Raw genomic sequence first — 12,939 nt, 5'->3', positions numbered from 1 at the left:
TGCGTGGTGCGCGTGCTGCGTGTGTGTCGTGCGGGTGCGCGGTGCGCGTGTGTGGTGCGGGTGCGTGCTGCGGGTCCGGCCGCGCCCCGTGCGGAGTCGTCCAAGGTGTCGTCCGGCCGGGGCGCGGCGTACCGCGTTCTCAGCGCGCCAGTTGTTCCTCGATCGCCGCGACGAGCGCCGGGTCCTCGGGGTCGGTGCGGGGGCGGAAGCGGCCGACGATCTCGCCGTCGCCGGAGACGAGGAACTTCTCGAAGTTCCACTGGATGTCACCGGCCTCGCCGTCGGCGTCGGGTACGGCGGTCAGCTCGGTGTAGATCGCGTGCCGGCCGGGGCCGTTGACCTCCACCTTCTCGTACATCGGGAACGTCACGCCGTAGGTCGTCGAGCAGAACTCCTGGATCTCCTCCGCGCTCCCGGGTTCCTGCCCGCCGAACTGGTTGCACGGGAAACCCACCACGGAGAAGCCGCGGTCGGCGTACTTCTCGTGCAGGCGCTCCAGACCGGTGTACTGCGGGGTGAGACCGCACTTCGACGCGACGTTGACGACGAGCAGGGTGCGACCGGCGAGGTCGCCGAGCGAACCGGGCTCGCCGGCCAGCGTACGAACGGGGCTCTCGTAGATGCTCACGCGTGGTCCTTTCCTCGGGTGAGTGCTTCCCTCATCAAACTCCGCCCGATCCCCCGGCGACGCTGCGGGCCCGATGCTGGCAACGCCGGATCGGCGAACCGACATTCCCTGTGGCCAGCGGCCACCTCCGCGACGGGCGCGTCGCCCTCCTCGACCGGCCGGTCAGGGGGTCGACGAACACGAAGAGTGCTGTGCCTGGTCGTGCCGCGTGCCGATCATGTCCCCGCCGCCCGACGGTCTCGTTCAGCTCGGGTGATCTTCGCCGACTGTTCATCCCGGTGCCGGTTCTCGCTCGCCCGTCGGTGCGACCATCCGCCGAGGAACCAACAGCAACTGGAGAACTGAATGCAGGCACGCAAAACGTTCGCCGCCCTCGCCGTCGCGGCCGTGGCCGCCACCGGCGCCGCCACCGCGGGCACGGCGAACGCCGCGCAGGCGCGCGACAGCCACCACTCGGGCGGCCAGGACACCAGCGGTCACAACGCCGGCCACAACTCCGGCGGCCACGGGCGGGCGACGGCCTTCGACCGCACCGCCACCTACCCCGTCTTCCAGAACCGCCCGACCGGTGAGGACCCGGCCACCCCCACGGTGGCGGAGATCTCGACCGTCAGCCCGGACGGCCGCACCCTGATCTACACCGACGCGTTGTCCCGGCGGATCGGCTTCCTCGACATCTCCGACGCCGACAAGCCCCGCGGCCTCGGCACGCTGTCGCTGAAGGAACTCGGCGACGCCGAGGACGAGCCGACGTCGGTTTCGGTGGTCGGCTCCTACGTCCTGGTCGTGGTCAACACCAGCGACAGCTACACCAACCCCTCCGGCCGGATGGACGTCATCCGGCTGCGCGACCGCGAGCGGGTGGCGAGCTTCGACCTCGGCGGCCAGCCGGACTCCATCGCGATCAGCCACGACAAGCGCTACGCCGCGATCGCGATCGAGAACGAGCGCGACGAGGAGGCCACGCCGCCCGGCGGCGAGGAGGGCGACCTGCCCCAGGCCCCCGCCGGCTTCGTGCAGATCGTCGACCTGACCGGGAAGACGCCCGCGCAGTGGCGTACCCGTGCCGTACCGCTGACCAAGAGGGACGGACGCGCGCTGCCCGCCCTGGTCGACGCCGGCCTCGCCGAGCCGACCGACCCGGAGCCGGAGTACGTCTCCATCAACAGCCGCGACCAGCTCGCGGTGACGCTGCAGGAGAACAACGGCGTCGCCCTGATCGACCTGCGGACCGGCCGGATCGACGACGTCTTCAGCGCCGGCACCGCGTCGGTGAGCGGTATCGACACCGAGAACGACGGCAAGATCGACCTGACCGGTTCGATCAAGGACGTCCCCCGCGAGCCCGACGCGATCGGTTGGATCGACAACCGCTACCTCGCGACCGCCAACGAGGGTGACTGGCACGGCGGCACCCGCGGCTGGACCGTCTTCGACAGCAAGACCGGGAAGGTGGCCTGGGACGCGGGCAACACCTTCGAGCGCCTCGCCGTCCGCTACGGCTTCTTCAACGAGGACCGCGCGGACAAGAAGGGCACCGAGCCCGAGGGTCTGGCGATCGCGGAGTTCGACGGTACGCGGTACGCCTTCGTGGGCTCCGAGCGCAGCAACTTCATCGCGGTCTACGACATGACCCGGCCGACCAAGCCGGTCTTCAAGCAGGTCCTGCCCGCCACGAACGGGCCCGAGGGGCTGCTGCCGATCCCGTCGCGCGACCTGTTCGCAGTCTCCAGCGAGGAGGACGACGCCTCGGTCAACGTGCGCGCCTCCGTCTCGCTCTACCGTCTGGGCAAGGGCACCCCGGCGTTCCCGACCATCGTCTCCGCCGACGACAAGTCCGGCGCCCCGATCGGCTGGGGTGCGCTCGGCGCGCTGTCTGCCGTACCCGGTGACAAGCACCTGCTCTACACCGCCACCGACGCCGCGTACTCGCCCACCCGGATCCTCACCATCGACCCGAGGAAGGCTCCGGCGGTCATCAACAAGGAGCTGACCGTCCGCGACGCCGACGGCAACCCGGTCGGCTACGACGCCGAAGGCATCTACGCCCGCCCGCAGGGTGGCTTCTGGCTCGGTGTCGAGGGCGCGACCGGCGCCGAGAACAAGCTGGTCCGGCTCGACGACAAGGGCGTGACCCAGCAGGTCGTCACCCTCCCCGCCGACGTGGCCGCCGGCCTGGACAAGTGGGGCTTCGAGGGCGTCACCGCCACCACCGACCACGGCCGCGAGGTCGTCTGGGCGGCGCTGCAGCGCGAGGTGACCGGCGACGGGACCGGCATCGTCCGGCTCGCGCGCTACGACGTCACCACGCGTCTGTGGAGCTTCTACGGCTACCAGCTCGGCAGCACCACCACGCCCGGTGACTGGATCGGCCTGTCGGAGATCACGGTGGTCGGTGACAAGCTCGCCGTCATCGAACGGGACAAGCTGAACGGTCCGGCCGCGAAGATCAAGCGTGTCTACACGGTTGAGATGCCGACGGTCGCCGCGAGGCGCGGACCGGTGAAGGTGCTGCCGAAGACCCTGGCGTACGACGTCCTGCCGGACCTGCGCGCCACGAACGGCTGGACCCAGGAGAAGCTCGAAGGGCTCACCGTCGCCGGCGACGGTGAGGTCTACGCGATCAGCGACAACGACGCCCTCAAGGACGCCACCGGTGAGACCGTGTTCCTGCACCTTGGTTCGAGCAAGAAGGTTTTCGGCAAGCAGTAAACCGCCGCTTGGCGACATCTGACGCCGTACCCACCGCTGGCCGGGTCCCTGACACCAGGGGCCCGGCCAGCGGTCTGTTGTGAGGTCTGTTGCGAACCCGCGCGCCGTCGTGAGACAGTTGCCGCCGTCCTGCCTTGCGCGGGCACCCTCCACCTGCAGTGCCCAGGCGACAGCCGGGCAAGACACAGAGGAACGAAAGCCAATGATCTCGGCGTCCCACAGCGGCCGCCGTCGGCACTGAGTGGTCTGCTCACCACCACCAGCACCACCGAGTCACCAGAGCAGCGTCACCAGTCCCAGGCCCTCACGGCGGCCCCACGATGCGGTGCCTTCGACGCACCGCCGTCCCTTTCACGACGTCTTCCCGTGAGGTCAACACAACCGTGGACACCAACGTCCAGAGCTTCGCCGTCGCCAACCTCCGCCGCCGTCCCGTGGTCGTCGAGACCGCGATCTTCGTGGCGGGGTTCGACCCCAGTACGACCAGTCCCTTCATCAACTACGCGACCCCAGTGCCCGGCGCCGAGCCGACGGGCCGGGACGTCTCGGCCCTGATCGAGGCGTTCCGCGAGCGCGGCCTCAAACCGCGACTGGAGTTCGCACCCGACACCGCACCCACCGTGGAGCCCGCGCTACGAGCGGCGGGATTCAGCGTCGAGGAAGTCCACGAGTACCTCGTCTGCACCCCGGCGACGCTCGCGATGCCGCGCGCCGTCGACGGTTCGGTGCCCGGGCCGCTCGTGGAGATCCCTTCCACCGACAAGGACTACACCTCGATCGACGGCGCCCTGTCCGAAGCGTTCTCCGGCGAGTTCGCCTCCTCCCCGGAGGGTGCGGCGCGGCTGCGGCGTTTGCAGGAGGCCGGCGGAGCGGTCCGGTTCGTCCGTGCTGACGACGGCACCTGCGCCGGCGCGGCCTCCTGCTCCGCGCCCGCCGTGGGCACCACGGAACTGGCCGGCGTGGGCACCCGACCGGCCCACCGCCGCCGAGGCATCGCCGCCGCCGTCACCGCCTCCGTGACCGAGGCGATGTTCGCCCAGGGTGCGCGGTCGGTGTGGCTCGAGTTCTCCGGCGACGGATCGCGCCGGATCTATGAATCCCTCGGCTACCAGCCCCGGGGAACCCGCCTCTACATGGCACTCGAAAGCTGAGTGAAGGTGGGGCGGCCTCGGCCGCCCCACCCCTTTCAGCCAGCTGAATTCGGTGGCGGGTAGGCGCTGGGGCTTCGTTCAACGACGGCGCTGCTGCTCTTCGTCATGGCGCTGGTGCAGGCCTGGCCCAACGCCACCGCGGCGCTCTCAGCACAAGGAAGCGGCGATCTCGCAGTCCAGCGGGCGAGTGTCGTCGAAGCGGTTCGCCGACTGACCCACGTCTGAACCGTTCCACACCGCGCCGAAGAAGTGGCCGGACACGGTCCGGAGGCAGTCCTTGACATGGCCGCACAGTGGCCCGGACCCTGGTAGATCACTCGGAGAGCGCTTACCCAATGGTGTGGAAGGAAAGCCCCGATGGACAGTCCCATGGTCGATCGCCGCCGCTTTCTCCAGCAGGTCGGTGGAGCCATCGCGTTGGCCGGTCTTTCCGGCTCGACTCTCGCCGCCTGTGGTGACGGGTCGACCGCGCAGAAGTCGAAGGACGTCGCGAAGCGCACGGCGGCGGTGAAACTCCCCACGTACGTGGAGTACAAGGGAGTGCAGGCCGACCTGCCGGGTACGGCCGACGGCATCGTGCCGGGCTTCCTCGCCTATCCGGAGAATCCCGTCCAGGCGTATGAGGGAAAGCCGGGAAAGAACGGGAAGATCAGCACGCTCGGCACGATGTACGCGCCGATTCCGCCGGGGGTGGGCAAGAACACCTACTGGCAGGAACTCAACAAGCGCACCGGGTTCGACATCAGTTTCTCGATGGTCCCCGACGCCGAGTACACCGACAAGTTCTCGGTCATCATGGCCAGCGACGACCTGCCTGACATCGCGCTCGTCGCGGGCGCCGCGCCGCACCGTCCGGAGTTGCTGGCCGCGAAGTTCCAGGACCTCACGGAGTTCCTCTCCGGCGATGCCGTGAAGAAGTATCCGTTCCTCGCCAACCTGCCCACCGACTCCTGGCGGGCCACGCTCTACAACGGCGGCATTTTCGGTCTCCCGATGCCGCGGGCGCTCACCGGCGGCTGCAATTTCGTCCGCCAGGACATCATCGAGGAACACGGGCTGACCGCCCAGCCGGAAAGCTTCGAGGAGTTCCACGAACTCTGCAAGGCGGTGACCGACCCGAAGGAGAACCGGTGGGCGCTCGGTGACGCCCACGGCGCTGCCAACTTCATCCGCGCGATGCTGCACCTGCCCAACGGCTGGACGGAGAAGAACGGCATCTTCACCTCCGCCAACGAGTCGGAGGAGATGCGGAAGGCGATCGAGACCGTCACGTCGATGCTCAAGGAAGGTCTCTTCCACCCGGACACCTTCACCGCGGAGACCGTGAAGCGCAAGGAGTGGTACGGCGGCGGCGAGATCGTCGTCAACTTCGACGGCTACTCCGCCTGGCCCGGATTCGTCACGACCTACGTCGCGGTGAACCCGAAGATGAAGGTGGACGGGATCGTCGCGCCCGGCTTCGACGGTGGCCCGGGTTCGCACGCCGGTGGCGGTCCGTCGTTCGGAGTGGCCGCACTGAAGCAGGGCAGCAAGGCCCGCATCGAGGAAGTGCTGCGGCTCGCCAACTGGATGGCCGCGCCGTTCGGCACCCAGGAGTACATGTTCCGCAAGTACGGCCTGCCCGACGTCCACTACACGCTCAAGGGTTCCGACCCCGTACCCACACCGAAGGCGAAGCTCGAGATCCAGCTTCCGACCGGCTACATCGTCGACGCGCCGTACGTGCTCTACCTGCCCGGCCAGCCCGAGGCGGTGAAGACCTGGCACGCCTACCAGGGCCGCGCCAACGAGGTCCTGGTCCGTAACCCCACCGTCGGGTTGTACTCCGACAGCCAGGGCAGCAAGGGCGGCCAGATCGACGAGAAGCTGACCGACGTGCGGTCCGACGTCTTCCAGGGACGCAAGCCGATGTCGGCCTGGGACGAGGGCGTCAAGGAGTGGAAGCGCAACGGCGGGGACCAGATCAAGAAGGAGTACGAGGAGTCCTACGCGGAGTTCCACTGACGGTCCGCCGGGAGGGTCGACGTCGTAGGGTTCGGCGGCTCCTGGTGTCCCAGGGCCCCCGCGTCTGGTAGATGTGTGCTTCCGCAGGTGCACGACCGAGGCCTCGGGGCGAGGGACGGCGGGAGACGACCATGGCCGGACGACAGGGCGACCAGCAGGCGGCACGGTCCGGTGCCGACCAGGATCCGACGGCAGCCTTCGACGCCGAGCGTGACCTGCTCTTCGGGGTCGCCTACCGCGTGCTCGGACGGGCCGCCGACGCCGAGGACGTCGTCCAGGACGCGTGGCTGCGGTGGCGGGAGGTCGACCACGCCGAGGTGCTCGACACCCGCGCCTACCTCATCCGGGTCGTGACCCGGCTGGCCGTCGACCGGCTCCGCAGCGCCCAGCACCGGCGCGAGACCTACGTCGGGCCCTGGCTGCCGGAGCCCATCCTCACCACGCCGGACATCGCGGACGACGTCGCGCTCGCCGACTCGGTGTCGTTCGCGATGCTCGTGGTCCTGGAGACCCTGTCGCCGCTGGAGCGGGCCGTGTTCGTCCTGCGGGAGGCGTTCGGCTTCTCCTACGCCGAGATCGGCGAGGTGATCGGCCGGGCCGAGGACGCCGTACGCCAGCTCGCGAGGCGGGCCCGGCAGCACGTGGAGGCGCGGCGGCCGCGGTTCGACGCCGACCAGACGACGCAGCGGGACGCGACCCAGCGGTTCCTGGCCGCGTGCGGATCCGGCGACGTCGAGGGACTCATGCGGCTACTCGCTCCCGACGTGGCCCTGCACAGCGACGGTGGCGGTGTGCAGAAGGCACCCCGGCGCCTCATTCTCGGTGCCGACAAGGTGGCCCGGTTCCTCGCCAGCATCGCGCAGCAGCCGCCGCCGGAGGCGCGCGCCTACCTCGCTACCGTCAACGGCCAGGTGGCGTTGGTCGTCACCTCACACGGCGAGCCCAACACCGTCATCGCGCTCGACGTCAGCGGCACGACGATCACCCGGATCCATCTCCTCGCCAACCCGGAGAAGCTGACCGCGCTGGACGACGTCTCCGAGGTGGGTGTCCCGATCGACCTGTGGTGACGGTCACGTCGGCGCGGGAGCACGCGATGTCACGGCCGGGCGGTCTTCCTCGTCGTGCCCGTGACGACCGCACCGCGCGGTCCCCGACCGAAACGGACGAGAGGGACCACCATGACGAAGGTGACAGTGATCGGCGGAGGGCTCGGTGGCCTGGTCGCCGCCGTGGCCGCGGCGGAGGCCGGGGCGCAGGTCGAGTTGTTCGAGGCGCACCGGACCCTGGGCGGCCGGGCGCGTTCCACGCAGGGCCCCTACGTCGCGAACGACGGCCCGCACGTCTTCTACTGCGACGGGCCGCACTGGTCGTGGCTGGTCGAACGCGGCCTCGTCACCCCGGCCCGGCGGGTTCCGCTCGGTGAGGTGCGCCGGCTGCGGTTCCGGCACGGCGGGCGACTGCGGGCCCTGCCGCCACGGGCGGTCGCCGGGCCGGCGACCAGGCGGCGACTGCGCGCTCCGGTCGACCAGGACTTCACCTCGTGGGCGAGCAGGATGTTCGGGGCGGAGGCGGCGCGGGCGATCGCCAGGATGATGGGGGTGGTGGCGTTCGACGCCGATCCGGGCCGGCTCTCCGCGGCGTTCGTCTGGGAGCGGTTCCTGCGGGTCAGCCGGCCCGGGTATCCCGCTTCCCGGTACGTCGTCGGCGGCTGGCAGGCGGGTGTCGACCGACTCGCCGCCCACGCCCGCAAGGTCGGCGTCCGGATCGAGACCGGCGCCCGGGTCGACACCCTGCCGACCACGACCCCGGTGATCGTGGCGACCTCGCTCGAGGCGGCCGGACGGCTGCTGGGCGACCCGTCGCTGACCTGGGAGAGCGGCCGGACCACGCTGCTCGACCTCGGCGTCCGTCGGCATCCGGGTGACGCCTACCTCGTCTTCGACCTGGACGAGGCCGGCTTCCTGGAGCGCTTCAGCAGCCCCGACCCGACGGTCGCGCCGGAGGGACACTCCCTGATCCAGGCGCACATGCCCGCTCCGGCGGGCGAGTCCAAGCAGGCGGCGCTGGTTCGGCTGGAGGCGATGCTCGACCTGGCCCTGCCGGACTGGCGCGAGCGGAAGACCTGGCACCGCAGCGCCGTCGCGCTGGGTCGGACCGGCGCGCTCGACCTGCCGGGCACGACCTGGCGGGACCGGCCGGCCATCGACCGCGGCGAGGGCATCTACCTCGTCGGTGACCAGGTGGCCGCACCGGGACTGCTGAGTGAGGTGACCTTGGCGAGTGCGCGGCAGGCCGCGCATCTGGCCGCCGGCGCGCCGGCACCGAGAGTGCTGGCCGCCGCCTGAACGAGGCAAGGACCGGCGTGGGGTGCCGGCGCCGAAGCGTTCCGGCGTCAAGCACCCCGGCCGTCAGGCACCCCGGCCGTCAGGCACCCCGGCCGTCAGGCACCCCGGCCGTCAGGCACCCCGGCCGGGGGTGAGGAGTCCCCGTTCGAAGGCGGTCGCCACGGCCGCGGCGCGGTCGTTGACGCCGAGCTTGGCGTAGATGTGCAGCAGATGGGTCTTGACGGTGGCCTCGCTGATGAACAGTCGCGCCGCGGCCTCGCGGTTGGTGGAGCCGCGGGCGATCAACCCGAGCACCTTCAGCTCCCGTTGGCTGAGTGGTTCCCGCGCCGGTTGGCGTACCTGGCCGAGCAGCCGGGTCGCCACCGCCGGGGAGAGCACCGCCTCGCCGCGCGCGGCGGCGATCACCGCGCGGAACAGCTCCTCCCGTGGCGCGTCCTTGAGGAGGTAGCCGGTCGCACCGGCCTCGATCGCGGCCACCACGTCGCTGTCGGTGTCGTAGGTCGTGAGGACCAGGACGCGCACCGGCAGCTTCCGCTCCACCAGATGCGAGATGGCGGTGACGCCGTCCATGACCGGCATCCGCAGGTCCATCAGCACGACGTCGGGCCGAAGCGCCTCCACCCGGCTCACGGCCTGGGAACCGTCGGCGGCCTGGCCGAGCACCTCGAAACGCGGGTCGCCGCTGAACATGCCGTCCAGTCCGTCACGCACGACCGGATGGTCGTCGACGATGAGCAACCGGATCGGCTCGGTGCCGGCGTTCCCCCCTGGGTCGCTCACTCGGCACCTCGCGCCGCGATCGCCGGGACGACGGCCGACAGGGCGGTGCCGCCGCCGGGCTCGGACTCGATCTCGAAGTGTCCGGCCAGCCGCTGCACCCGCTGGCGCATCGTGGTCAGGCCGAAGTGCCCGTCCGCGCCGTTCGGCCCGACGGGTCCGGTCTGGTTCGAACGGTCGGGCACGAAGCCCACACCGTCGTCTCGTACGTCCAGGGTCACGACGTCCTCCATGTAGGAGAGGGTGAGACCGACCCGGGAGGCCTGCGCATGCTTGGCGACGTTGGCCAACGCCTCCTGCGCGGTCCGCAACAGGGCCATCTCCACCTCGGGGTGCAGCGGTCTGGGCGTGCCGGTGGTGGTGACCTCGGCGACGACGGAGTTGCGGCCCGACCAACGTTCGGCCACCTCGGCGAGCGCCTCCGGGAGCCGGGCGGTCTCCAGCGCCTCGGGCCGGATCGCCTGGACCGAACGCCGCGCCTCCGACAGGCTCTCCCGGGCCAGGTGGGTCGCGTTGTCGATGTGGCGCTGCCAGCCGACACCTTCGTACCCGGCCTGCTGGGCGGCCTGGAGCTGGGTGATGATCCCGGTCAACCCCTGGGCGAGGGTGTCGTGGATCTCGCGGGCCATCCGCTGCCGCTCGTCCAGGATGCCGGCCTCGCGTGCCTGCGCGAGCAGCTGCGCGTGGAGACCGGCGTTCTCGGCCATCGCCTCCTGGAGTTTCCGGTTGGTCTCGGCCAGCTCGGTGATGGTCGTCACGCGCTCCTCGTTCTGGCGTTCGGCCGCCAGGGCGAAGTAGGAGAGCGTCCCGGCGAGACCCAGATTGACCACGAAGAGCGCCGCGAACCCCGCCAGGTAGGTCCCGTCGAACCGCGGAACGCCGCCTCCGACCTGGGACATCGCGTTCACGACCGCCGTCGCCACGACACCGGCGAACCGCCACCGCCCGGTGAGGAACATCAGGCCGTGCAGGTATCCGAGCCAGGCGAAGATCCCGAACCATGGGGCGATAACGACCAGGATGCCGGTCAGCAGGATCAGGCCCGCGTAGTAGACCAGGCCCCAGACTGGCCTGCGGACCCGGTGCGGGCGGATGGTCACCAGGAAGAAGATCCACGCCGCGGTCAGGAGGGTGAACCCGAGGACGGGCAGCGGCACGGATCCGCCCGTCTGGAGCAGAGTGGCGATGATCGAGAAGACGAGGAGGAAGTAGGGGATCGCCGCGTAGGCGGGCTGCTCCATGTTCTCGAAGGCGGCCAGCCTCCTCGCCAGCCGGCTTCGGCGGGGCGGCGTCGGCGCCCCGAGGGGGAGCTTGGGCGGCCCCTGCGGCGGGATACCCGTTCCAGGCACCGGTGTGCCTCCCACGGTGCAGCCCATGTCCACTCCGTTCGGTCCACCCGGGCCGGGCGGTCCCCCCGCCACTCCACCCGGTCCACCCGGTCCACTCGATCCACCTGGGCCGATCAGCCCGCTCAGTCCGTCCACGTACTCCGGTTCCTTCGACGTTCCGCTGGTCGCGCTCTCACTCCCAGCGGAAGATCCGGGCGGCGACCAGGCCCGCGGCCGCGGCGACCGCCGCCATTATCACCAGCTGCAGAGGCTGCGGACCGGCGCCCGTCCAGGCGTCCTGGAGCGCCTGCACCCCCGGCGGAGTGTAGGAGCCGATCGTGACAACCAGGTCCGGCAGCATGATCCGGGGAAGGAACACCCCGCCGAAGAACATGCAGACGAAATAGATCGGAAGCGCGATCAGGGCCACCGACCTGGCCGTGGGCGCCGTCGCCGCGGCCAGCAGGCCCAGGGCGAACATCGACCCGCCGCCGACGACCACGGCAGCCACGAAGCCGAACAGGTGGTGGGGCAGAGGAACGTCGAAGACGATCCTGCCCACCGCGACCAACAGTGCGATGGCCACCAGCGCCGCCACGCAGTTGATCAGCACCTGCGCGGTGAGCAGCTTGCCGGGGTGGACCGGCGTGGTCGACAGGCGGCGCAGGATCCCCTTCTCCCGGTAGGTCGTGAGGCGGGTAGGCATCGTGTTCACCGCCAGGACCGCCAGGGTCAGGACGACCAGCGACGGGACGAAGATGTCGATGAAACGCAGGCCACCGAAGTCCTTGCTGGACTCGCGCAGGGCCGGGATGAGCCCGAGGACGACGAGAAGAAGTGAGGGGAAGGCGATGCCGAAGAAGGCCGTCGCGCCCTCCCGGAGGAACAGCTTCGCCTCGACGGCGGTCAGTTTGGCAAGAGCGGTCATGAGTTCCTTCTCCTGGGTTCAGGCGTTCAGGCTGCGACCGGTCAGCTCGACGAACGCGTCGTCGAGGCTGGCCTGATCGACCCGGAGTTCGAGGGCGACGACCTGGTTGCGGGCGAGCACCGAGGTCACCGCGGCCAGCACGTTTCCGGTGCCGGTGATCGTGATGTGGTTGCCGGCCCGGGTCACGTCACTCACCTCGGGCAGATCGGTGAACAGCTCGTCGGACACCGGAACCGACGGGCGGAACCTGATCCGCTGCTCGTCGTTCACCAGGGCCACCAGGCCCGCGGGGGTGTCGACGGCCACGACCCGGCCGGAGTCGATCACCGCGAGGCGGTCACAGAGCCGCTCCGCCTCCTCCATGAAGTGGGTGACCAGCAGGATCGTGACGCCGCGCACCCGGATCTGCTCGATCAGGTTCCAGGTGTCGCGCCGGGCCTGTGGGTCCAGTCCGGTGGTCAGCTCGTCGAGGACGGCGATCTCGGGGTTGCCGACCAGGGCCAGGGCGATGGACAGGCGCTGCTTCTGCCCGCCGGAGAGCTTCTTGAAGGGGGTGTCGCGCTTCTCGGTGAGCCCGAGGTCGGCCATCAGGGACCGCCAGTCGGCGGGGTTGCGGTAGAAGGAGCTGTACAGCTCCAGCGCCTCCGCCACCCTGAGCTGGCCGGGCAGCTCGCTCTCCTGCAACTGGCAGCCGAGCCGGTTCCGCAGCTCCTCCCGGTCGTGTCGCGGGTCCAGTCCGAGCACCCGGATCTCGCCGCTGTCGGGGTGCCGCAGGCCCGCGACGCATTCGACCGTCGTGGTCTTCCCGGCGCCGTTGGGACCGAGGATCCCGAAGATCTCGCCCTGCTCGACCGTCAACGACACGTCGTCCACGGCGACCTTCTCGCCGTAGGCCTTGTGTAGCTCCGTCACCTCGATGACCGGCATGTTCGTCCGTTCTCTCGTCATTCCCGCGATCCGTCGACACGTCCCGCGGCCCTGTCCAGTCTCGGTCTGGACAGGGCCTCGGCGGATCGCCCGAACGGCGCTCATCGGCAGCTGCGCGGGTGGATGTCGGGCTCCG

General features: G+C 70.3%; 10 protein-coding genes. 5 read left to right on the top strand and 5 right to left on the bottom strand.

Going from position 1 to position 12,939, the window contains the following annotated elements:
• Window positions 1-139: 139 nt before the first annotated feature.
• Window positions 140-628 carry a glutathione peroxidase gene (locus HEB94_RS09050; RefSeq protein WP_192749476.1) on the bottom strand — a complete coding sequence of 163 codons (489 nt, stop codon included), beginning with the start codon at window positions 626-628 and terminating at the stop codon, window positions 140-142.
• 345 nt (window positions 629-973) lie between these two features.
• Here HEB94_RS09050 and HEB94_RS09045 point away from each other — a divergent pair, with 345 nt between their 5' ends.
• The 5 genes from HEB94_RS09045 (at window position 974) to HEB94_RS09025 (ending at window position 8,843) form a co-directional block, all read left to right on the top strand.
• A complete protein-coding gene (locus HEB94_RS09045) occupies window positions 974-3,340 on the top strand; it encodes an esterase-like activity of phytase family protein (RefSeq protein WP_192749475.1) in 2,367 nt (788 codons plus the stop codon).
• 383 nt (window positions 3,341-3,723) lie between these two features.
• Window positions 3,724-4,491, top strand: a complete 768-nt coding sequence (locus HEB94_RS53425; protein ID WP_192749474.1) for a GNAT family N-acetyltransferase — start codon at window positions 3,724-3,726, stop codon at window positions 4,489-4,491.
• Window positions 4,492-4,848: 357 nt separating this feature from the next.
• On the top strand, window positions 4,849-6,495 hold the full coding sequence (locus HEB94_RS09035) for an extracellular solute-binding protein (RefSeq protein ID WP_192749473.1): 1,647 nt from the start codon (window positions 4,849-4,851) through the stop codon (window positions 6,493-6,495).
• A gap of 131 nt (window positions 6,496-6,626) precedes the next feature.
• The gene (locus tag HEB94_RS09030; protein ID WP_192749472.1) at window positions 6,627-7,565 is read left to right on the top strand and encodes an RNA polymerase sigma-70 factor; all 939 of its coding nucleotides are present in this window, start codon (window positions 6,627-6,629) and stop codon (window positions 7,563-7,565) included.
• A 111-nt stretch (window positions 7,566-7,676) separates the two neighbouring features.
• Window positions 7,677-8,843, top strand: coding sequence for an NAD(P)-binding protein (locus HEB94_RS09025; protein ID WP_192749471.1), 1,167 nt, complete (start codon window positions 7,677-7,679; stop codon window positions 8,841-8,843).
• 111 nt (window positions 8,844-8,954) lie between these two features.
• On the opposite strand, the gene HEB94_RS09020 is transcribed toward HEB94_RS09025, so the two are convergent.
• From HEB94_RS09020 to HEB94_RS09005, 4 genes are all read right to left on the bottom strand, one after another.
• Window positions 8,955-9,623: a response regulator gene (locus HEB94_RS09020; RefSeq protein WP_192749470.1), complete on the bottom strand. Its 669-nt coding sequence runs from the start codon at window positions 9,621-9,623 to the stop codon at window positions 8,955-8,957.
• Window positions 9,620-10,996 carry a sensor histidine kinase gene (locus HEB94_RS09015; protein ID WP_202896237.1) on the bottom strand — a complete coding sequence of 459 codons (1,377 nt, stop codon included), beginning with the start codon at window positions 10,994-10,996 and terminating at the stop codon, window positions 9,620-9,622. The genes HEB94_RS09020 and HEB94_RS09015 overlap by 4 nt, the downstream gene beginning before the upstream one ends.
• Before the next feature lie 145 nt (window positions 10,997-11,141).
• Window positions 11,142-11,876: an ABC transporter permease gene (locus tag HEB94_RS09010; RefSeq protein ID WP_192749469.1), complete on the bottom strand. Its 735-nt coding sequence runs from the start codon at window positions 11,874-11,876 to the stop codon at window positions 11,142-11,144.
• Window positions 11,877-11,894: 18 nt separating this feature from the next.
• Window positions 11,895-12,824: an ABC transporter ATP-binding protein gene (locus HEB94_RS09005; protein WP_238361470.1), complete on the bottom strand. Its 930-nt coding sequence runs from the start codon at window positions 12,822-12,824 to the stop codon at window positions 11,895-11,897.
• Between the last annotated feature and the right edge of the window lie 115 nt (window positions 12,825-12,939).

The sequence above is a fragment of the Actinopolymorpha pittospori genome (assembly GCF_014873875.1).
In the GTDB taxonomy this organism is placed as follows: domain Bacteria; phylum Actinomycetota; class Actinomycetes; order Propionibacteriales; family Actinopolymorphaceae; genus Actinopolymorpha; species Actinopolymorpha pittospori.
Note: the sequence above shows the minus strand (reverse complement) of the source record. Positions and strands in the feature narration are given on the sequence as shown.